The following is a 23778-nucleotide window of genomic DNA, read 5'->3' as shown; positions in this document are numbered from 1 at the left end:
TTTTGCCAAATGTAATTGGAATCATAGAAGAAACCATACCTTTGCAAATCTTAATTTTTGAGAATGCGTTTACACCGAAATCTTGTTTTTGCCGTAATCGATGCGTTGAACCTCATATTCAATGAAAAAGAGTATGCGGACAAGGTCATTGAAAAAGTTTTACGTTACGATAAACGCTGGGGCGCACGTGATAGGGGCTTTATTGCAGAAACAACCTATGATATTGCACGTTGGAAGCGCCTCTATTCAGAAATTGCCGAAGTACGAGAACCCTATTCTCGTCAAAACCTATTCAGGTTATTTACCGTTTGGTGTGTGCTGAAGGGCATTCGTATTCCCGATTGGAAACAACTAGAAGTTACACCAGAGCGACGTATCAAAGGAAAATTCGATGAACTTTCAAAAACAAGAAAGTTTAGGGAGTCTATTCCCGATTGGTTGGATGAATTAGGGGAACAATCACTTGGAAATAATTTATGGACCAAAGAGATTGCTGCACTCAACAAACAAGCGGAAGTTATCCTCAGAACCAATACGCTCAAAATCAAAAGAACGCAGCTTCAGGCCTTATTAGCCGAGCATGAAATTGAAACGATTCCAATTGAAGGATATCCTGATGCATTAAAACTGAAAGAACGTAAAAACGTTTTCACAACTGAAGCCTTCAAGAATGGACTTTTTGAAGTACAGGATGCATCTTCCCAACTGGTCGCTCCTTTTTTAGAGGTTGAACCTGGGCAGCGTGTGGTGGATGCTTGTGCAGGTGCCGGAGGCAAAACGCTTCATTTGGCCTCACAGATGGAGAATAAAGGGCAATTGATAGCTTTGGATATCTATGAGAGTAAACTGAAAAAGCTGAAAATACGTACGAGAAGAAACAGTGTTCACAATGTAGAGACCCGGACCATTGATTCGACCAAGGTCATCAAAAAATTGCATAATAGCGCAGATCGGCTTTTACTGGACGCTCCCTGTTCTGGCTTGGGGGTACTACGCCGTAATCCAGATTCTAAATGGAAGTTGGAACCTGAGTTTATAGAACGTATTATGGGCGTTCAACAAGAAATCTTACAGAGCTATAGCAAAATGGTCAAAAAAGGAGGACAAATGGTCTATGCCACCTGTTCTGTTCTACCCCAAGAGAATGTAAATCAGGTCAAAACGTTCCTAGATTCTGAAAACGGTTCTGAATTCGAATTGGTAAAAGACCAAAACATCTATGCTTCTGAAAAAGGGTACGACGGATTTTATATGGCTTCATTAAAGAAAGTTTAATTTAATCTCTTCTAAAGTAGGGCAGTTAATACCAAGTTGTTTCAAGTAGGTGTCCTATTCGTTTTTATCGTAATAAGATTTCTCTAATACTTCCCTAAACTGGTCTCTCATTTATACCTCTTTAAAATAGTCGGACAAACGAATACCTTAGAAGCAATCCAGGCCTTGCATAACATTCTATTATTTGATTTTCATAAATTTGGAGTATGAGGCGAAAAAAGACTTTGGAGAATTTTTACTCCGAATCTGGAAATCAAGTACCTGAAAGCTTGAAATCTGGAATTGGCCATTTCAACGTGTTTAAACTGGATGAATTTGCGGGCCCAAAGCCAAAACCAATGCCCTTTAATAGAAGGGATTATTTTAAAGTAAGTTTGGTTACTGGCAAAAGTAGGGTGCATTATGCTGATAAAATTGTGAACGTGGACAAGCACGTACTTGTTTTTTCAAATCCCCAGATACCTTATAACTGGGAACAGATCGATGAACAATTGACCGGTTATTTTTGCGTATTTACCGAAGCTTTTTTTCATCAATTTGGGAATGTACTGAACTATCCCATTTTTCAACCTAACGGAACTCCGGTTTTTGAACTGAGCGATACTCAAGTTGATTCCTTTACCACTACTTTTAAAAGGATGTTTACAGAAATCGATTCTGATTATGCATACAAGTATGATATCCTACGTAATCTGGTTTCTGAGCTTATTCATTCCGCAATGAAACTTCAACCCGCCAATTTAGCTACAAATTTGCATTCTAACGCCTCGGAACGAATTTCTACTTTGTTTGTTGAATTGCTGGAAAGACAATTTCCAATAGAAAGCCCCCATCAACGCATACAGTTAAAATCCCCTTCAGAATTTGCAAAACAATTGGGCATTCACATTAATCATTTGAACAGGGCATTGAACGAAATTGTCCTGAAAAGTACCTCAACGCTTATCGCAGAACGGATTGTGCAAGAAGCCAAAATTCTTATTCGCCATAGTGACTGGAACATTTCCGAAATTGGATATGCTTTGGGGTTTGAGGAAAGTGCGCATTTTTCAAATTTCTTCAAAAAACACACCTCTTATTCCCCACTTAATTTTAGAAAAGCAGAAACTATTTGATTTTTACAAATATTGGATTGGTACTCGCAATTAAATCATGTGCGTTCCAAAGAGCTTTGTGGTATTCATAAATTAAAACTGAAAACAGATGGATACTACAAAAATTGCATTGATTACAGGGGGTAGTCGCGGATTGGGAAAAGACATGGCGCTCAACATAGCTAAAAAAGGATTAGGTGTTGTAATAACCTACAATGCAAACAAAGACGCGGCAAATGATGTATTAAATGAAATAGCGGCATCAGGCGGTAAGGCTACAGCCCTACAACTGGATACCCGTAAAGTAAGTGCTTTCAATGATTTTAAAACAACGCTTTTAAAAACGTTGAAAACCGAATTCAAAACGAATAAAATTGATTTCTTGATCAACAATGCCGGTTTTGGTTATAACGCTTCCATTACGGAAACAACCGAAGAAGGCTTTGATAACTTAATGAACGTACACTTAAAAGGAGTATATTTTTTAACACAGACTTTATTGGAAGCTATGAACGATGGTGGGGGGGTCATCAATATTTCTAGTGGTTTGGCACGTTTTTCTTTTCCTGGATACGCAGCCTATGCAGTCATGAAAGGCGCGATTGAAGTATTTACTCGGTATTTGGCCAAAGAGCTGGGCGAACGCAAAATAAAGGCAAATACCGTTGCTCCGGGTGCCATTGATACTGATTTCAACAAAGAACGCTTTGAAAAATCCCCACAAGTAGTCGATATGATTGCTTCTTTGACAGCTTTGGGCCGTATTGGGGAAAGTGATGATATTGGCAGTGTTGTTGCTTTTCTGTGTACCGAAGATGCTAAATGGGTAAACGGACAACGGATTGAAGCTTCTGGTGGAATGTTTGTCTAGCGCGTCAAATCAATCTTTATTTCTAAGGCCCCTTTTTGGGGCTTTTGTTTTAGAAAATGCAAGAGTTTCTTACTTTAGATGTCAATTGTTGTGCGTTTTGCAGAAACAATAAATCTATTTTAAAAGAACACGAGTTATGGGGCAAATTAAATGGTTTGAGCGAAAATTTGATTTTTCATTCGACCAGAACATTTTTCCATCAATTATTGAAAGAATGAAAGGGATTCCAATGCGGTTGACTTCTGTGGTAAAAGAAGTTCCATTTGACCTGCTTGAGTCAAAACCGGATGATAAATGGTCCATAAAAGAAAACATAGGCCACCTGATTGATTTAGAACCATTATGGCAAGGAAGGTTAGAAGACATATTAAACCATGAAAAATATTTAAGGCCAACGGATTTGGACAACAAACAAACCGATTTCGCGCAACATAATTCCAAGGACATAAATGAGTTGTTAGCCAATTTCGAGCAAATTCGAAAAATGACTTTGGAAAAACTGTCTGTATTATCCCAAGAAGATATTTATAAAATGGCTTTGCACCCTAGACTGGAAAAACCCATGAGAACTATGGATTTATTTCTATTTGTTGCTGAGCATGACGATCATCATCTCTCAAGAATAGTGGAAATAAGAGACACCTAATGCGGAAATTCACAAAATGATATACCTTAAAGGGGTAATTCACTAATCTATCAACACTTCCTAGTTAACAACTCCCTTATGCTGTAGATCAAAATCCAAGCTAAACTTGTAAATTTGCATTTTCTTAATCCGTTCAATCAGCAAACTGTATGATTCATTTCTTTGGAGATGTGGCAACTAAAGTATTTGCCGTCCAAACCGCTCAAGAAATTGCACCAAAAGATATTGAAAAACTCACATGGTTGTTTGCCTGTCCCGAACTCGTTTCGGGAGCGACTAAAACACCTTTGGCGTCTCTTGACGCCTTTTTTGTTGGTCCCCGAGCAGCCATGGTAACCCCTTGGAGTACCAATGCCACGGAGATTACCCAAAACATGGGCATTGCTGGAATTATTAGAATTGAAGAATTTCATGCCATTGAAGAAGCACATACCGATTACGACCCCATGCTTTTTCAGAAATACAACGGATTGGACCAAGATATCTTTACCATTAGCATTACTCCCGAAGCTATTTTAGAGATTGAAGATATTGCGGAATATAATAAACAAGAAGGACTGGCCTTAAATGACGAAGAAGTAAAGTATTTGGAAAACTTATCCAAAAAACTGGGAAGAAAGTTAACGGATTCCGAGGTTTTCGGCTTTAGCCAAGTCAACTCCGAGCATTGCCGCCATAAAATTTTCAATGGCACTTTTATCATTGATGGACAGGAAATGCCTTCATCGCTCTTTAAGCTCATCAAAAAAACATCAGAAAAGCATCCAAACGATATTGTTTCCGCATACAAAGACAATGTAGCGTTTATTGAGGGGCCCAAAGTGGTTCAGTTTGCCCCCAAGAGTGCTGATAAGCCCGATTTTTATGAAGAAGCTGAATTTCAGTCCGTTTTATCCTTAAAAGCAGAGACCCATAACTTTCCAACAACCGTGGAGCCCTTTAATGGAGCTGCCACAGGTTCGGGAGGGGAAATACGGGATAGATTGGCAGGCGGTAAAGGTTCGTTGCCCCTTGCAGGAACAGCCGTTTACATGACCTCATATTCAAGATTGGAAGATTCTTCCGACCCAACTCAAAACAGACCTTGGGAAAATGGAATGCAGGAGCGGGAATGGCTCTACCAAACTCCAATGGACATCTTGATAAAAGCATCCAATGGGGCTTCAGATTTTGGAAATAAATTTGGACAACCTTTAATCGCTGGATCTGTGCTCACTTTTGAACATGAGGAGGAAGCAAGACGATTAGGCTTTGACAAAGTAATCATGCTCGCTGGCGGTATCGGATATGGAAAAGCTGAACAAGCACTGAAAGACACTCCAAAACAGGGAGATAAAATTGTCATTTTAGGTGGGGACAACTACCGTATAGGAATGGGTGGTGCTGCCGTGTCAAGTGCGGATACGGGTGAATTTAGTGCCACCATTGAACTAAATGCGGTGCAACGTTCCAATCCAGAAATGCAAAAACGGGCATCCAATGCCATTCGTGGCATGGTGGAGAGTCATGAAAACCCTATTGTCTCTATCCATGACCATGGGGCTGGCGGGCACCTGAACTGCCTGTCGGAGTTGGTAGAAGAAACCGGAGGTAAAATAAATACCGATAAACTTCCTGTTGGTGACCCTACCCTATCTGCCAAAGAACTTATTGGTAACGAATCCCAAGAACGTATGGGACTGGTCATTGGCGAACAAGATTTGGAACTATTGGATAAAATAGCGAAACGAGAACGTTCTCCAATGTATAATGTTGGTGAAGTAACGGGTGACCACCGATTTACTTTTGAATCCCAAAAGTCCAATGAAAAACCAATGGATTTGGAGCTATCCGATATGTTCGGAAGTTCTCCAAAGACCATATTGGACGATAAAACCATAGTAAGAAATTATCCAGCGCTTTCGTACGCATTGGAACATTTTCATGAATATCTGGAGCAGGTCTTACAATTGGAAGCGGTAGCCTGTAAAGATTGGCTTACCAACAAAGTGGACCGCTGTGTAGGTGGTCGCGTAGCCAAACAACAATGTGTAGGTGCTTTACAACTGCCACTAAATAATTGTGGGGTGATGGCCTTGGATTTTAAAGGGAAAGAAGGTATAGCAACCAGTATTGGGCACTCCCCTATTTCAGGTTTGATCAATCCAGTTGCCGGGAGCAAAAACAGTATTGCCGAAGCACTAACAAATATGGTATGGGCTCCACTAAAGGAAGGCTTACAATCCGTTTCCTTGTCCGCAAACTGGATGTGGCCCTGCAAAAACGAAGGTGAAGATGCTAGGTTGTACGAAGCAGTAAAAGCAGTATCCGAGTTTTCTATAGAACTCGGCATCAATGTGCCAACTGGAAAGGATTCACTGTCCATGAAGCAAAAGTATAAAGACGGTGATGTGATTTCCCCTGGAACCGTTATTATCTCTGCTGCTGGAAATTGCAATGACATTACCAAAATAGTCGAACCTGTTCTTCAGAAAGACGCTGGGAATATCTACTACATTAATATTTCCAAGGATGATTTTAAATTGGGAGGCTCTTCCTTTAGTCAAATATTGAACGAAATCGGAGATGAAGCTCCCTCGGTACTGGATTCTGGTTATCTGAAACTAGTCTTTAATACTATACAGGAATTGATCAAGGATGGTCAAATTCTAGCTGGACACGATGTAGCTTCTGGCGGATTGATTACCACCTTGTTGGAAATGTGTTTTGCCGATACACAGCTTGGGGCCAATTTAGATGTATCTGGTCTAGGAGAAGCGGATATCATTAAACTCTTATTTTCCGAAAATGCTGGAATCGTGTTTCAATCCAAAGATACCTCGATAGAAAAAGTACTTCATGATGCAGGAATTCAATTTTCAAACATTGGTACTGTTGTAGCTTCGGATATGTTAAGCATCAGAAATAATGGAACAGAAATAGGACTCAATATTCCATCTTTACGCGATACTTGGTTCAAGACTTCCTATCTTTTGGATGACAAACAAACTGCAAACGGATTGGCAAAAGACCGATTTGATAATTACAAAAATCAACCGCTAAAATATGTTTTCCCTAAAGATTTTAAGGGTACTATTCCCTTCGACTCCGCTCAGGGAAGAGCATTGGTGGCTTCGACTTCGCTCAGTCACCGTCCAAAAGCTGCGATTCTTCGAGAAAAAGGAAGTAATTCTGAACGAGAAATGGCCAACGCCATGTATCTGGCCGGTTTTGATGTAAAGGATGTACACATGACCGATTTGATTTCGGGGAGAGAAACATTGGAGGAGATACAGTTCATAGGAGCCGTAGGCGGTTTTTCAAATTCTGATGTTTTGGGCAGTGCCAAAGGATGGGCCGGTGCCTTCAAATACAACGAAAAGGCCAATAAAGCATTAAAAAACTTTTTTGCAAGACCTGATACTTTATCTATTGGAATCTGTAACGGGTGCCAATTGTTCTTGGAGCTAGATATGATCAATCCAGAGCATGAAAAGCTAGCCAAAATGACGTATAATGATTCGGGCAAGCATGAAAGTAATTTCACGTCGGTAAAAATACAGGAGAACCATTCGGTGATGTTATCTTCTTTAGCAGGCACAACTTTGGGCGTATGGATTTCGCACGGAGAAGGGAAATTTAGTCTTCCCTTATCTGAAGACAACTATGACATTGTTGCCAAATATGGGTATGAAAGCTATCCTGCCAACCCTAACGGAAGTGACTACAACACGGCCATGTTATGCGATAAGACCGGACGCCATTTAGTGACCATGCCCCATATAGAGCGTTCTACATTTCCATGGAACTGGGCACATTATCCTAAGGATAGAAATGACCAAGTTTCTCCGTGGCTGGAAGCGTTTATGAATGCTAGAAAATGGGTGCAGGAGCATAGTTAAGTGGTTAATGGTTAATGGTTAATGGTTAATGGTTAATGGTTAATGGTTAATGGTTAATGGTTAATGGTTAATGGTTAATGGTTAATGGTTAATGGTTAAAGCAAACAATCTTAATCAAACCGAACAAATATATCTAAGTCACGTTCAAAGAAACGCCAAAATACCATAGGTGCCTTTTAACATGCCGACAGAAAGAACCGCCATTACACATATGGTCAATATACTTAATGGAATGACCCATTTGTCTATTTTGGATAGTTTCTTTGCTCTTTCCTTATCGCCGATTAACCCATTATTGTCCAAAAACATAGCCAATGCCCACGCCAATACCGGGTTTGTTACCATTGCGGCAAAAATGCAAATGCCCGCTGCTTGTGCACAGGCACTTCGTTTTATCATTTGAACCCCGGCCTCAATCAATGGCAGAAATACCCCAACGAGCAAGGCAATGCATCGAACCGGTGGCCAAACTGCAACATCCATAGGGCTTCCTAAAATAGCAACGGCCATCACAATTAAACCAAGAAGTATGGCACCTGCAGGGATTGGTCTTTTAGCAATTGCAGCAGGAATCATATAGGTACCCCAAGATGATGTAATGTTACCACCACCAACGGCCGTACCTACCATTTGTCTAAAAGAACACATGGTCATGGTATCATCAACGTCCATCAATACTTTTTCAGAATTTTTGGGATAGTTCATTTCTTGAAAAATACGGTGCCCCAAGAAATCCGGGGACCACATGGCAACCGCTAAAATGGCGAACGGCAAAGAGGCAATAAAATGTTGCGTGGTTGGTAACCCGAGCATCCAGCCCTCTTCGGTACTGCCCCACCAATATGCAGGGTTAAGATTTGGCAATCCCATTTCGGTGGTAAACTGTAGGTCAAAGCCGGCACCACCAACAAGGGCTACCACTAAGGCGGCAATAGCGCAAACAGGAATGGCCAACCAACGCTTATCGATTCGGGCAAGATAGCTGTACAGAACTACCGTAACAGCTAAAATGACCAATCCTAGAAATCCCAAAGACCCCGCTTCGATAGCTGTAGATTCAAGTCCCATGCCCCAAGATTGAATCGTCTTAATTTGACTCAATGACCCCGTGAAGCCCAAGAAAATCAACAACCCCCCTGCGACTCCTTTGCTGGTGAGGTTGACCAAACGGGAACCTCCCTTAAAAATACTGAGCAAAAGCCCAAATATTCCAATTAAAATAGCCAGTGCCAAGGGGTGTGCCCCTGCCAAAGCAATACTGGCAATTAATGGAATCATTGGGCCATGGTTACCGGCTAAATTTGCTCTGGGATTAAAAAAACCAGAAGCCAGAATGACAAACAACAAGGCAGGAATCAACATCTCTACCCGAGATACCTCAATAGCAAACTCTTTGCCCAATGTTATGTGGTCCCAAGCTTGGGTCAAACCATCTGCCCAAGCCATCATTACAGAGGAATACATGGCAATAATTCCAATGGTTCCCGCTAAAGCTGGTACTAAATCTTCCCATTCAAATCTGAAATCCCTACCCGGAAGGTTCAATCGGTACCTTCTAGGCTTCATGATTTGCAGTTCGTGGTCTAAATATTCGGTTCTTGTGGCAAATTCTGAAGCTTTTTTATGCAGTTTTTTATAGGTCATTCGATCGGCTATTTCCGGAAGCCAAATTGGTTATGTCCAAAGCCTTTCAACAACAGCTAACCTTTTAGAGTTTATCCTATTAAGATTTCTGTCAATTACTTTTAAACAATAAGGCAACGCTATGGTTTTAAATATTTTCTAAGTTTAGATGGTGCAGTTTTTAGAACCTTTTTAATTGATTTTCACTTCTTTAAAATAATTTTTTAGTATTGCTACTGCTTCCTGTATTTCTTCTTCGGTGTTTTCCCTAGCATCTTTTAGTTGATATTCCCACCCTAACGCTTCCCATTTATGAACTCCTAGTTTGTGGTAAGGTTGTAGCTCTATCTTTTCAATGGTTTTGTAATCTTTGAAATATTTTCCCATATCGTGCAAAAGGTCGGCATGGTTGGTAACATTGGGTATGAGTACATATCTAAGCCACATTTTTTTTCCTGAAGCTTCCCTATACTTTGCCAGATTGAAGGTGGTTTCCTTATTCTTCATACCGGTAATGCGTTCAAACCCATCTTCAGTCATGTGTTTGATATCCAGCATGACCAAATCGGTATAATCGTCTAACAACTCCTTTGCAAAATGATTTAGAATTCTACCATTGGTATCCAAGTTTGTGTGGATGCCTTCTTCCTTAAGCCTTTTAAAGAAAGAAACCAATTCTTTCGATTGGAGCAAAGGTTCACCTCCCGAAACTGTAACCCCTCCTTTTTTTCCAAAATAGGATTTCATTTTCAAGGCCATTTCCACAAGTTCTTCAATGGGATATTCCTTTCCTCCAGACATGTCTATGGTGTCTGGATTATGGCAGTATACACATTTTAATTTACAGCCTTGTAAAAATATAACAAGTCGTATTCCAGGACCGTCATGTGTTCCGAATGACTCAATGGAGTGTACTCGTAAGGTATGTTCTTCTGGTATGATAAGCAGTGAATTGGTTAAAAAATTAGCATCTGGAAAAAAGCCTTTACACTTCTCTCCAGATGCTTACAAAATACTAATGGATCTACATTGATTCGTGGAAGGAACGTGTTATCACTTCCATTTGCTGCTCCTTGGTCAACCTTACAAAATTCACAGCATATCCCGATACCCTAATGGTCAACTGTGGATACTCTTCAGGACGTTCCATGGCATCTAACAACGTTTCTTTGTCCAAGACATTGACATTGATGTGCTGAGCGTTTCTGGAAAAATAACCATCCAGAATTGTTGATAGGTTATCAATTCTATCATCTTCATCAGCTCCCAACGATTTTGGTACTATTGAAAAGGTATTCGAAATACCGTCTTGAGAGTCGTTGTAATCAATTTTGGCGACAGAATTCAATGATGCGATGGCTCCATTGGAATCTCGCCCGTGCATTGGATTTGCACCTGGTGCAAATGGTACTCCTTTAGCCCTTCCATCTGGTGTTGCCCCCGTTTTTTTACCGTAAGCAACATTGGATGTTATCGTCAATACGGACATCGTAGGGTTCGCATTTTTATAGACTGGCAATTGTTTTAATTCATGGTTAAAATCAGCTACAGCATTTTTGGCCAATTCATCTACCCTATCATCGTCATTCCCATAGTAAGGGAACTCTCCTTCAATCTTAAAATCAACGGTCAACCCTTCTTCGTTTCTGATAGGCTTTACTTTTGCGTACTTAATCGCTGATAGTGAATCTGCAACAATCGACACACCTGCAATACCATAGGCAATATCAATGGCAGGATTGGTATCGATCAATGCCATTTGTGCTCTTTCGTAGTAATACTTATCGTGCATGTAATGGATGATGTTCATTGAATCGTTGTACACCCTTGCAACTTCTTTCATTGCTATTTTATAATTGGCCATTACTTTGTCAAAATCCAAATACGTATCGTCCATCATTTCAATACCATCTACCATCTGGGTTCCCGTTATTTCACAACGGCCTCCATTAATCGCCAATAACAGTGTTTTGGCCAAATTGGTCCTAGCACCAAAGAACTGAATTGATTTTCCTAGTTCTTGGTACGAAACACAACAGGCGATTCCGTAGTCATCCGAACCTCTATTGTTCCGCATCAATTCATCGTTTTCAAACTGAATGGATGAGGTATCAATAGCAACTTTTGAGCAATAGTCCTTAAAGTTTTGTGGCAAATCTTGAGACCAAAGCACGGTCATGTTCGGCTCTGGAGATGGCCCTAGATTGTATAAGGTGTTCAAGAAACGGAACGAGGTTTTGGTTACTTTGGTCCTGCCATCAGCGAACATTCCTCCTATCGCTTCAGTTACCCAAGTAGGATCACCTGCAAAAATCTCATCGTAAGCTCCCATTCGCAAGTGACGAACCATACGCAACTTCATTACGAACTGATCAATGAATTCCTGTGCTTCCTCTTCTGTTATAAGCCCATCCTGTAAGTCATTTTCGATAAAAATATCGAGGAAAGTAGAAACATTGCCCAAAGACATTGCCGCTCCATCTTGTTCTTTTACAGCAGCCAAGTAAGCCATATAAGTCCATTGTACGGCTTCTTGCGCATTTTGAGCTGGTCTTCTAAGGTTCAAATCATATTTGTCGCCCAATTCGATCATTTCGTTTAGCGCCTTGATCTGATCGGACACCTCTTCACGTAAACGAATGACCTCATCACTCATTGGTCCTTGGATTTGTTCTAAATCCGCTTTTTTGGACGCTATCAAAAAGTCAATACCATACAGTGCTATCCTCCTATAATCACCAATGACCCTTCCTCTAGCGTAATTATCGGGCAACCCCGTTAAAAAACCGAGAGATCTATATTTTTTTATTTCTGTTGTATAGGCATCAAAAACACCGTCGTTATGTGTTTTAACATATTTGGAGAACAATTCGGTCAACGAATCGTTGGGTTTTAAACCATGCTCAGATAATGCTTTTTGTACTACTTTAAACCCTCCGAATGGTTTCATTGTACGTTTTAAAAGCTCATCGGTTTGCAATCCAACAATTACTTCATTCTCTTTATCAATGTATCCTGCATCAAATGCGCTTACAGTGGAAATTGTGTCCGTATCCAAGGAACGTACACCTTTGTTCTGACGTTCCTCCTTGGTAGCTTCTTTACAGATATCCCACAATCTCTGGGTTCTTAAACTTGGACCTGTCAAAAAATGATGTGTTCCATAATACGGGGTTATGTTATTGATGACAAAATCCCTAACATTAATTTTTTCTGTCCAAATACCTTCTTTAAACTGTTTTACTTCCATCTTTTATCCAATTACTATTTTGTACAATACATGCTAATTATAGAGCTCGAAATTAGTAGCTAGATTCGATAATAAAGATGACAATTATCAGTGTCGTATTTAAGAAATGCTAATTTTTGCTTAAAAAGTACTTTTTAATTCAATAAAAGTAGATGGAAACACGAAGCGATACTGTTGCAAAAAATGTCCAAAAACAAAGTCTATCAATTATATTGAATCACTATAAAGTGCTGGGATTTAAGGTGTCTCGTATGATTATGAAACTAAATTTCTTGTAAGATTGGCAATTATTTAGGAGGGTTTTTGAATAACTCATTTTATAATCCGGCTTCCTTTCCCTATTTTGCAATTACTTTACAGAAACTTACTATGCAAACAGTTACTAGACTTTTCGATTTTCCGTACTATCAATTGGAAAAATTTCCTCTTGAAAAATCGTTGGTCACAAAATATGATGGTAAATGGGTGGCCACTTCAACCAAAGATTATATTGACCAAGCTAATGCCATAAGCCGTGCGCTTTTGAGAATGGGTGTAAAGCCTAACGATAAAATCGCTGTCATTTCCATGAACAATAGAACAGAATGGAATATCATGGATATTGGAATTCTTCAGATCGGAGCGCAAAACGTGCCAATTTATCCAACGATATCATCTTCGGATTATGAGTATGTGCTCAACCATTCCGAAGCAAAGTATTGTTTTGTGTCTTGTAGCGAGGTTTTGGAAAAGGTTTTGGAAGTAAGTCCAAAAATCAAAAAATTAAAAGATGTTTTTTGCTTTGATGAGTTGCCTAATTGCAAAAACTGGAAAGAAGTCTTGGAACTAGGCGCAGATGATTCCAATCAAGATGAAGTAGAACAATTAAAAGAGAAAGTTACTCCAGGAGATTTAGCAACTTTAATATATACATCGGGAACCACGGGGCGCCCAAAAGGGGTCATGCTGTCCCACGATAATCTAGTAAGCAATGCCATAGAAAGTTCAAAACGATTTCCTATCGTAGATGGCGAGACCCGATCATTGAGTTTTCTACCCCTTTGTCATGTGTATGAACGTATGCTGATTTATCTATATCAATTTAGGGGAGTTACCATATATTATGCAGAGTCTTTGGAAACTATTAGTGATAATCTTAAGGAAACTGAACCACATGTAATGACCGCTGTACCAAGATTGTTGGAGAAGGTATATGATAAGATTATTGCGAAAGGTGCAGCGTTAAGCGGTATAAAAAAGAATATTTTCTTTTGGGCCGTAGAGGTTGGATTGCAATATGAACCTTATGGACAGAATGGTTGGTGGTATGAAAAAAAACTGTCATTGGCCAGAAAATTAATCTTCAGTAAATGGAAAGAAGGCCTAGGAGGGAATCTTGCATTGATAGCTTCTGGTAGTGCAGCACTGCAACCTAGATTGGCCCGTATTTTCAATGCTGCAGAGATGGGCGTAATGGAAGGGTACGGCCTGACCGAAACTTCTCCTGTAATTTCAGTTAATGATATGCGAAAAAACGGTTTTAAAATTGGTACCGTAGGAATCCCAATAGACCGAACTGAAGTTAAGATTGCCGACGATGGTGAAATCTGCATAAAGGGACCACAAGTTATGATGGGATATTACAAAGACCCAGAAAAAACGGCCGAAGTATTAAAAGATGGTTACTTCCATACAGGTGATATAGGTGAGCTTGATGACCAAGGATTTTTGAAGATTACGGATCGTAAAAAAGAGATGTTCAAAACCTCTGGCGGTAAATATGTTGCACCTCAACTATTGGAGAATCGTTTTAAACAATCTCGTTTTATTGAGCAGATAATGGTCGTTGGCGAAGGTGAGAAAATGCCAGCTGCCTTGATTCAACCCAATTTTGAATTTTTGTACGAATGGGCCAAACGCCATGATATTACTTTAGGACAAAACTCAGACATTATCTTGAATGAAAAAGTTATCTCAAGAATACAGGAAGAGGTGGATTTGGCCAATGAGGAATTTGCCAAATGGGAAAAAGTAAAGCAGTTTAGGTTAACCCCTGATGCTTGGAGTATCGATGATGGACACATGACACCTACTATGAAACTTAGGAGAAAAATCATTAAAGAAAAGTATAAAGATTTATACGATAGCATTTATTCACATTAGTATCTAATTAAAAATCTATTGTAAAAACAAAGCTCTGTCGAACACAGAGCTTTATTTGTTTTATTAGGATTTATTTAATCGAATTTATTATGCATGCATAATAAATTTTCCTATATTTGAAAACACCAAACAAGTTCTATGAAAGAATTGACTATTGATTATGCGTTAAGAGCTACCTGGCAGGCCGTAATCAAAATGTACAATGAAGAGGCAAAAAATTATGGGCTTACCATGGCAATTGGTTTTACTTTATTGAGTATAGACCCAAAAAAAGGTACTCCAAGTACTGCATTGGGGCCAAAAATGGGAATGGAAGCAACAAGCCTGTCCAGAATATTAAAAAGTATTGAAGAAAAAGGATATATCCAGCGTAAACCAAATCCAAGGGATGGAAGAGGGGTACTCATTCATTTAACGGCTTTGGGCTTGGAAAAAAGAAGAGATTCCAAAGATGTGGTTCTACGTTTTAACGACGTGGTGAAAGAACATGTTTCCGAAGAAGATTTGTTGAGTTTTTTTAAGACCACAGAAGTCATCAACAAACTCATCTCAGACAAAAAAATATACATAAAAACAACAACTTAATTCTAATTCTTAAATGAAAAGGCATATCAATAAAGTTGCCGTGATAGGTTCTGGTATTATGGGAAGCGGAATCGCTTGCCACTTTGCAAATATTGGGGTCGAGGTTTTATTATTGGATATCGTACCCCGCGAACTTAACGATAAAGAAAAGGCGAAAGGCTTAACCTTGAACGACAAGGCAGTACGCAATAGATTGGTCAATGATTCTTTGACAGCCGCTCTAAAATCTAAACCGTCCCCTATTTATCATACAAAATTTGCTAGTAGAATAGCCACAGGTAATCTTGAGGACGATATTTCAAAAGTAGGTGAAGTTGATTGGATTATCGAAGTCGTCGTAGAGCGATTGGATATTAAAAAACAAGTATTCGAAAATCTGGAAAAATACCGGAAAGAAGGTACGCTGATTACTTCCAATACCTCTGGAATTCCAATTAAATTCATGAGCGATGGAAGAAGTGATGACTTTAAAGAGCACTTTTGCGGTACACATTTCTTCAATCCCGCCCGTTACCTTAAACTTTTTGAAATTATTCCTGGCCCTGAGACTTCCCCAGAAGTATTGGACTTTTTAAATGGTTATGGAGAACAATATCTTGGAAAGACTTCCGTAGTCGCTAAAGATACTCCCGCCTTTATAGGAAACCGAATAGGTATTTTTAGCATTCAAAGTCTATTTCATGCGGTCAAGGATTTGGGAATGACCGTTGAAGAAGTGGACAAACTTACCGGCCCAGTAATTGGCAGGCCAAAATCTGCAACCTTTAGGACCGTAGATGTGGTCGGATTGGATACTTTAGTACATGTTGCCAATGGAATTCATGAGAACTGTAAAGACGACGAACGCTTAGAATTGTTCAAACTACCGGATTTCATCAATACAATGATGGAAAACAAATGGCTCGGAAGCAAATCGGGACAAGGTTTTTACAAAAAAGTAAAGGGTGATAACGGTAAAAGCGAAATCCTCACTTTGGACTTGGACACGATGGAATATCGTTCCAAAAAAAGTGCAAAGTTTGCTACTTTGGAACTTACGAAGACCATTGATAAAGTCGTTGAACGGTTTTCGGTCCTAACTGCTGGAAAAGACAAAGCAGGAGAATTCTACAGAAAAAGTTTTGGTGCATTATTTGCATACGTTTCCCACAGAATTCCAGAGATTTCCGATGAACTTTATAAGATAGACGATGCCATGAAGGCTGGATTTGGTTGGGAACACGGTCCCTTTCAGATTTGGGATGCCGTTGGTTTGGATAAAGGCATCGAGTTTGCGAAAGCTGAAGGTTTAGAGATTGCTTCTTGGGTAATGGCGATGAAGGAAGCAGGGATAACTTCTTTTTATTCGGTCAAGGACGGAGCCACCCATTTTTACGACATCCCTAAAAAGGAAATGGAAAAAATTCCTGGTCAGGATGCATTTATCATTCTTGATAACATTAGAAAATCAAACGAAGTATTTAAAAATAGTGGCGTAGTCGTTGAGGATTTAGGAGACGGCATTTTAAATGTAGAGTTCCAATCCAAAATGAATACCATTGGTGGCGATGTGCTCTCAGGATTGAACAAAGCTATCGATATCGCTGAAAAGGATTTTCAGGGGCTGGTTGTTGGTAATCAAGCCGCAAATTTCTCAGTAGGTGCCAATATCGGAATGATTTTCATGATGGCTGTGGAACAAGAATATGATGAGCTGAACATGGCGATTAAAATGTTCCAAGATTCAATGATGCGCATGCGCTATTCTTCAATCCCTACAATTTCAGCTCCACATGGTATGTGTTTAGGCGGTGGTTGTGAGCTTTCCATGCATGCCGATAAGGTTGTTGCAGCTGCGGAAACGTATATAGGGTTGGTGGAATTTGGCGTAGGTGTCATTCCCGGTGGCGGAGGATCCAAAGAAATGGCGTTACGGGCATCCGACACATTCCGTAAAAATGATGTTGAACTCAATGTCCTTCAAGAATATTTCTTGACCATTGGAATGGCAAAGGTGTCCACCTCGGCTTATGAAGCCTTTGACTTAGGGATTTTGCAGAAAGGCAAAGACGTAATTGTCGTAAACAAAGACCGGCAAATCGCTACTGCAAAGGCACATGCCAAACTGATGGCAGAAGCTGGTTATACGAAACCTGCAAAACGAAAAGACGTAAAAGTACTTGGCAAACAGGCACTGGGCATGTTCTTAGTTGGGACAGATTCGATGGAAGCGGGACATTACATCTCTGAACACGATAAAAAGATTGCCGATAAATTGGCTTATGTAATGGCTGGTGGAGACTTATCAGAAGCTAGCTATGTGTCTGAGCAATATCTTTTGGATTTGGAACGTGAAGCCTTTTTATCACTGTGCAGCGAACGAAAAACATTGGAACGCATACAACATATGTTGAAAACAGGTAAACCACTTCGCAATTAATTGCGAATAGAATTAAGATATTAGATTTGAGATATTAGATTATGCATAATTTTCAAGACTTGATTATCTGGAAAAAAGCAATGGGCTTTGTAGAAGAAATATATAAGCTGACCACGTCGTTTCCAAAAGACGAAAAATTCGGACTTAAAAGTCAAATCAGAAGAAGTGCGGTATCCATTCCTTCAAATATCGCAGAGGGTGCTGGAAGAAATACAAACGGTGAGTTCAGAAATTTTCTTGGAATCGCCAATGGTTCCATCAACGAACTTTCTACTCAATTTTTACTATCTCAAAAGTTATGTTTGATAAGCGAAGATAAAATATCACCAATTCTAGAAAATCTAACTGAGATTCAAAAAATCAATCATTCGCTTATCAAAAAATTCAAATATCAAGAATCTAAAATCTAACTTCTTAAATTCTAACATCTAGAATAAATGAAAACAGCATATATAGTTAAAGCATACAGAACTGCAGTTGGTAAAGCGCCTAAAGGGTTGTTCCGATTTAAAAGACCAGATGAACTTGCGGCAGAAACCATTGAACATATGATGAAAGAACTGCCTAGTCTTGATAAAAAAAGAATCGACGACGTAATTGTTGGGAATGCCATGCCAGAAGCAGAACAAGGTTTGAACATGGCACGATTGATTTCGTTGATGGGATTAAATATTGACGATGTACCGGGCGTTACTGTGAACCGCTATTGCGCATCAGGATTGGAAACTATAGGAATTGCTACTGCAAAAATTCAATCTGGGATGGCGGATTGTATCATTGCTGGTGGTTCGGAAAGTATGAGCTACATCCCTATGGGAGGATATAAACCTACTCCCGATTATGCCACTGCCAAAGAAGGAAATGAGGATTATTACTGGGGAATGGGCCTCACTGCGGAAGCTGTTGCTCAACAATTCAAAATTTCCAGGGAAGACCAAGATGTTTTTGCATACAGCTCTCACATGAAAGCTTTAAAAGCACAAGAGGAAAACCGATTTCAAGAACAAATAGTGCCCATAGACGTGGAGCATACTTTTGTAAATGGAGCTGGAAAAAAAGAAACTAAAACCTACACAGTAAATAAGGACGAAGGCCCAAGAAAAGGAACTAACATTCCCACACTCAACAAACTACGTCCAGTATTTGCAGCAGGAGGAAGCGTAACAGCAGGTAATTCTTCCCAAATGAGCGATGGTGCAGCTTTTGTAATGGTAATGAGCGAAGAAATGGTAAAAGAATTAAACCTTGAGCCTATTGCCCGTCTTGTAAATTATGCCGCCGCCGGTGTAGAACCCCGCATTATGGGGATTGGTCCCGTAAAGGCCATTCCAAAAGCATTAAAGCAAGCTGGAATGAAACAAGATGATATTGAGCTTATAGAGTTGAACGAAGCTTTTGCCTCGCAATCATTGGCCGTAATGCGTGAACTGGATTTAAACCAGGAAATCGTTAATGTGAACGGTGGAGCAATCGCATTGGGGCACCCGCTGGGGTGTACAGGTGCAAAACTATCTGTTCAGTTATTTGATGAAATGCGCAAACGCGATATGAAAGGAAAATATGGAATGGTAACCATGTGCGTTGGAACCGGGCAAGGTGCTGCGGGGATTTATGAATTTTTGAATTAACAAGAAATGAGATTTTAGTATTGAGTAGTCAGATTTCAATGAACGCTCAATACATATTGCTAAACACTTAATACTATTACAATGAGTACTGAGACCCTAAACAAAGAAATCCTAAGAGGTGGCCAATTTTTGGTAAAAGAGACCGACTGTGAAGATATTTTCACTCTTGAGGACTTGGACGAGGAACAGAAAATGATGCGTGAAAGTACCAAGGAGTTTGTAGACAGAGAACTATGGGCACATTGGGAGCGATTTGAGAAAAAGGACTATGCCTACACCGAAGAAACCATGCGCAAAGCTGGAGAACTTGGTCTTTTGAGCGTAGCTGTTCCGGAATCATATGGTGGTATGGGAATGGGATTTGTATCCACTATGTTGGTTTGTGATTATATCTCGGGAGCAACCGGTTCGTTCAGCACTGCTTTTGGAGCACATACCGGAATAGGAACTATGCCCATTACCCTTTATGGAACCGAAGAACAAAAACAAAAATATGTACCAAAATTAGCTTCTGGAGAATGGTTTGGAGCCTATTGCCTTACTGAACCTGGTGCTGGTTCCGATGCGAACTCGGGCAAGACTAAGGCCGTTTTATCGGAAGATGGAAAGCATTATAACATCACCGGACAGAAAATGTGGATTTCCAATGCAGGTTTCTGTAACGTGTTCATCGTTTTTGCGAGAATAGAAGATGATAAAAATATCACGGGATTCATTGTAGAAAATGACCCTAGCAATGGCATCACCCTAGGTGATGAAGAAAAGAAATTGGGGATACACTCCTCCTCTACCCGACAAGTTTTCTTTAGCGAAACAAAAGTACCTGTTGGGAACATGCTATCTGAAAGAGGGAACGGATTCAAAATAGCTATGAACGCTTTAAATGTGGGGCGAATCAAGTTGGCCGCAGCATGTTTGGAAGCGCAACGTAGAGTAATCAATGAAGCTACAAAATATGCGAATGAGCGTATTCAATTTAAAACCCCAATTATAAATTTTGGTGCTATCAAAGCGAAAATTGCTGATATGGCTACCAATGCCTATGCAGATGAGTCAGCCTGTTACCGGGCGGCAAAAAATATTGAGGATAGAATCGCTATTCGTGAATCCGAAGGCAATTCTCGCCAAGAAGCGGAGTTGAAAGGTGTTGAGGAATATGCTATCGAATGCTCTATTTTAAAAGTGGCCGTTTCAGAACATGTACAGCACACAACAGATGAAGGTATTCAGATATTTGGAGGAATGGGCTTTAGTGCCGATACACCGATGGAATCTGCGTGGAGAGATGCCCGTATTTCCAGAATTTATGAAGGAACGAACGAAATAAACAGAATGTTGGCCGTTGGCATGTTGGTCAAAAAAGCGATGAAAGGTCATGTCGACCTGCTTGGTCCTGCCACTGCAGTTGGAGAAGAATTAATGGGAATCCCATCGTTTGACACTCCAGATTTCTCAGAACTCTTCGCAGAAGAAAAAGATTTAATCGCACGATTAAAAAAAGTATTTTTAATGGTAGCCGGTAGTGCCGTACAAAAGTTTGGCCCACAATTAGAAGAGCATCAACAATTGTTAATGTCGGCATCAGATATTTTGATTCAGGTTTATTTGGCAGAATCCACTATCTTACGTACCGAGAAGAATGCTAAACGCTTTGGAGAAACATCACAAGCGACCCAAATTGCAATGTCCAAACTGTACCTATATAGAGCTGTGGACATTATTTCCCAAAAAGGTAAGGAAGCGATTGTTTCTTTTTCAGAAGGTGATGAACAGCTTATGATGCTTATGGGACTAAAACGTTTTACAAAATATACAAATCAACCCAATGTCGTAGCATTGCGTACACAAATAGCAGATAAAGTTGCTGCGGATAATGGGTATACCTTTGACTAATTCAAATAATGCTTGAGACAAAGCTGATTTTGAAAACCGCTCTAAGTTTTAGAGCGGTTTTTTTATTTAACGGAAAACAGGGGTTTCCTGTATTATTCACGCGATTATCTTTGAGAAAATCTAAAAACTTCTTACGAATGAAAATATTAAAAGCCTTATGTATCCTAAGTATAGTAACGCTGACCACCTATTCCTGTGGAGAGAATTCCCAAAAAAAGGAATCTGTCAATACAGACAGTAAAGAAACTACGGCTGAAGATACCATAGACGAAAAACAGGCTTACATTAATAAATATAACGTCTATGTAGCTGTATGGAACAACGTAAGCCCCAGAGTTGAACGCTCATATAATGCATTGTACAATCTTATAAACGATAAAACGGGAAATCCACTAAAAGATCAAAAGACTTATTTTGTACCACCGGTTCCCGAGAATAGTGCGATTACTAGATTGGAAGAAATTTTACACCAAAAACCAGAAATAAAAGAGTTGGACGTGTTAGGTCCGCAACTCGTCACAGCCTATAAGGAACTAAGACCAGCATTACAGCAATTGTCAGATTACTACAAACTCCAGTCTTATAAAGACGATGATTTTGCTAAATCTCCCAAACTATACTTTAAGGTCAGAAAACCGATTAAAGATTTTATGGAGGCAAGCTCCAAATTGGGGTTGGCCGTTCAGGAAATTGATAAGAAACTATCATTTGAAGCAATGGAGGAGTATAAAACCAATGACCAACTGCTACTTTACAACAAAGGAATGATTATCAATAGCATTAAATCCCACAGTGCACCTCTTTACAATATTAGCTATGATGAGTATACAAAGTTGGATATGGATGCTTTTGACAAAGACCTTCAAAATCTAATAAAACACTATAGTGCATTCAAAGAATTAGCCAGCGACAAAGAACGGGTTAAAGCAGAATTGAACATTAGCAGACCTTCTCCCTTTGTTAGCTATTATATTACCATTGACACTTATATTAAGGAAAGTAGAAATTTTAGAGAGCTCATTGACAGCTCAAAAAAGTACGCTGCCATGAAATCGATTGTAGAACGCATGGGCCTTCAATTTGCTTCTTCTAGCCATAAAAAAGTTTTGGATGCGGCCGATAGCGTGATAAACAGTTCGAATAACATAGACTAAAGCAATGATGGAATTGTAGCCTTCTATTGATAAGAATTCTACCAAAATGAATACCCCAGTGAAATGGACTTTCTAGAAATTTCATCTGTGCCCATAGTGGGTATGCTAGGGTTTAAGATATTTTGTTTAGATCGCCAATTGAATCTCAAAAAAACTCTTTTATTGTAAGAATAGCCTATTCCTAAAAAACCTCCAGTATCGTTATCCAAAGACCTTGATTGCTTTTCATTGGTTGTTGTTGGTGCTCTTTGCAACACTCTGCGAGTAGAGGTTTTATTTAGAGTAACTTCTGATTGTATGTTAAATGCCAGACCAGCATCTACGAAAATATAATTCTTGGGACTTAAAGGAATATAATACCTCAGTCCTGTTTCCATTTCAAGAATTTCATATTCTGCTTTTAAAAAAGTATCAGTAACGGAAATATCAGTTTGACTTGTAGCATTAAATTCTTTCTCTGAGCGACTATAATCTGCTGCGAAAAATACAGAGATATCCTTCAAACCGAAATAAGGAAAAAACGATTCCACTTCTGCACCATATTTCAGTAAATTTTCATCATCGTAACTATTAACAGCCAAAGAATTTCCCATTTCAAAAGTATTACGTTGAATTCCAACCCATGCTTTTAAAGTTATTGGGAACTTGTTTTTTTGTGCCGTGACTTTTTTAAAAATGACATATTCATTGTATCCAGAACATTCGTTTAACGTTTTAAAATACTTTATCAAAGATTTTCTATTATACTTAATTTGTTGAACCATTGGGGTATTCCCACATTCAAAATCCTTAATTAGTTGGGATTTATAGGTATTAACCTTCTTCATTTTTTGGGTTTCATCAACATATTCATAATAAATCAAAGGTTGAATGGGCCCATCTTCTTTACTATACAAATACACTATTCCTTTTTCATCTGAAAACCAGTATAAAGAAGCTTTTCCGCCAACTATTTTTTGAACAAAAACTGTCTTAGAAACAAACTCTATATCTTGGTTTATACTTATTTGTTCAAAGCGAGATGGAGTAATTGGAAAATTTGTTGTGATTTTTTTGAAAATACCCGCATCACCAATTCTAAACTCTAAACAGTTTTCAATAGCAAATGATTTTATTTCAGAATTTTCATCTAATTTATACAACACTTTCTCAGGCGAAACAATCCATTTTTCACTTTGAATTAAACATTGGGTTTTATTTCCTGAATTATCAATAAAATATCCAGATTCAAAATTTAATTGCGCAGATAAACCAATAGAAAAGAATATTATAAAAAGTAAAGTAATTTGTTTTTTCATTGTAGGACATTTTGGTCAA

Annotated in this window: 16 protein-coding genes; 12 read left to right on the top strand and 4 right to left on the bottom strand. The window is 39.2% G+C overall.

The window, feature by feature from the left end; translation table 11 throughout:
• Positions 1–63: 63 nt before the first annotated feature.
• From LV716_RS14685 to purL, 5 genes are all read left to right on the top strand, one after another.
• Positions 64–1275, top strand: coding sequence for an RsmB/NOP family class I SAM-dependent RNA methyltransferase (locus LV716_RS14685; RefSeq protein ID WP_163418538.1), 1212 nt, complete (start codon positions 64–66; stop codon positions 1273–1275).
• A 206-nt stretch (positions 1276–1481) separates the two neighbouring features.
• Entirely contained in the window at positions 1482–2390 is a 909-nt protein-coding gene (locus LV716_RS14680; protein ID WP_163418537.1) for an AraC family transcriptional regulator, read from the top strand.
• A gap of 88 nt (positions 2391–2478) precedes the next feature.
• Positions 2479–3240: an SDR family oxidoreductase gene (locus LV716_RS14675; protein WP_163418536.1), complete on the top strand. Its 762-nt coding sequence runs from the start codon at positions 2479–2481 to the stop codon at positions 3238–3240.
• A gap of 136 nt (positions 3241–3376) precedes the next feature.
• On the top strand, positions 3377–3886 hold the full coding sequence (locus LV716_RS14670) for a DinB family protein (protein WP_163418535.1): 510 nt from the start codon (positions 3377–3379) through the stop codon (positions 3884–3886).
• A 149-nt stretch (positions 3887–4035) separates the two neighbouring features.
• Positions 4036–7767, top strand: coding sequence for a phosphoribosylformylglycinamidine synthase (gene purL, locus LV716_RS14665; protein WP_163418534.1), 3732 nt, complete (start codon positions 4036–4038; stop codon positions 7765–7767).
• Between the two features lie 144 nt (positions 7768–7911).
• On the opposite strand, the gene LV716_RS14660 is transcribed toward purL, so the two are convergent.
• The 3 genes from LV716_RS14660 to pflB all read right to left on the bottom strand — a co-directional run bounded on the left by LV716_RS14660 (position 7912) and on the right by pflB (position 12640).
• Entirely contained in the window at positions 7912–9411 is a 1500-nt protein-coding gene (locus tag LV716_RS14660) for a DUF3360 family protein (RefSeq protein WP_163418533.1), read from the bottom strand.
• Between the two features lie 171 nt (positions 9412–9582).
• A complete protein-coding gene (gene pflA, locus LV716_RS14655) occupies positions 9583–10296 on the bottom strand; it encodes a pyruvate formate-lyase-activating protein (RefSeq protein ID WP_255674481.1) in 714 nt (237 codons plus the stop codon).
• A 118-nt stretch (positions 10297–10414) separates the two neighbouring features.
• Positions 10415–12640, bottom strand: coding sequence for a formate C-acetyltransferase (gene pflB / locus LV716_RS14650; RefSeq protein ID WP_163418532.1), 2226 nt, complete (start codon positions 12638–12640; stop codon positions 10415–10417).
• A 369-nt stretch (positions 12641–13009) separates the two neighbouring features.
• On the opposite strand from pflB, the gene LV716_RS14645 reads away from it, so the two are divergent.
• From LV716_RS14645 to LV716_RS14615, 7 genes are all read left to right on the top strand, one after another.
• The gene (locus tag LV716_RS14645; protein WP_163418531.1) at positions 13010–14782 is read left to right on the top strand and encodes a long-chain fatty acid--CoA ligase; all 1773 of its coding nucleotides are present in this window, start codon (positions 13010–13012) and stop codon (positions 14780–14782) included.
• Between the two features lie 138 nt (positions 14783–14920).
• The gene (locus LV716_RS14640) at positions 14921–15367 is read left to right on the top strand and encodes a MarR family winged helix-turn-helix transcriptional regulator (RefSeq protein WP_163418530.1); all 447 of its coding nucleotides are present in this window, start codon (positions 14921–14923) and stop codon (positions 15365–15367) included.
• Between the two features lie 13 nt (positions 15368–15380).
• On the top strand, positions 15381–17786 hold the full coding sequence (locus tag LV716_RS14635) for a 3-hydroxyacyl-CoA dehydrogenase/enoyl-CoA hydratase family protein (protein WP_163418529.1): 2406 nt from the start codon (positions 15381–15383) through the stop codon (positions 17784–17786).
• Between the two features lie 41 nt (positions 17787–17827).
• Positions 17828–18196: a four helix bundle protein gene (locus LV716_RS14630; RefSeq protein ID WP_163418528.1), complete on the top strand. Its 369-nt coding sequence runs from the start codon at positions 17828–17830 to the stop codon at positions 18194–18196.
• Positions 18197–18223: 27 nt separating this feature from the next.
• Entirely contained in the window at positions 18224–19414 is a 1191-nt protein-coding gene (locus LV716_RS14625; RefSeq protein WP_163418527.1) for an acetyl-CoA C-acyltransferase, read from the top strand.
• Between the two features lie 81 nt (positions 19415–19495).
• Positions 19496–21307: an acyl-CoA dehydrogenase family protein gene (locus LV716_RS14620; protein ID WP_163418526.1), complete on the top strand. Its 1812-nt coding sequence runs from the start codon at positions 19496–19498 to the stop codon at positions 21305–21307.
• A 137-nt stretch (positions 21308–21444) separates the two neighbouring features.
• Positions 21445–22461, top strand: a complete 1017-nt coding sequence (locus LV716_RS14615; RefSeq protein ID WP_163418525.1) for a DUF3829 domain-containing protein — start codon at positions 21445–21447, stop codon at positions 22459–22461.
• A 38-nt stretch (positions 22462–22499) separates the two neighbouring features.
• Here LV716_RS14615 and LV716_RS14610 read toward each other — a convergent pair whose 3' ends face one another.
• Positions 22500–23759: a hypothetical protein gene (locus LV716_RS14610; protein ID WP_163418524.1), complete on the bottom strand. Its 1260-nt coding sequence runs from the start codon at positions 23757–23759 to the stop codon at positions 22500–22502.
• Positions 23760–23778: the final 19 nt, after the last annotated feature.

The sequence above is a fragment of the Flagellimonas sp. HMM57 genome (genome assembly GCF_021390175.1).
Classification (GTDB): Bacteria; Bacteroidota; Bacteroidia; order Flavobacteriales; family Flavobacteriaceae; genus Flagellimonas.
Note: the sequence above shows the minus strand (reverse complement) of the source record. Positions and strands in the feature narration are given on the sequence as shown.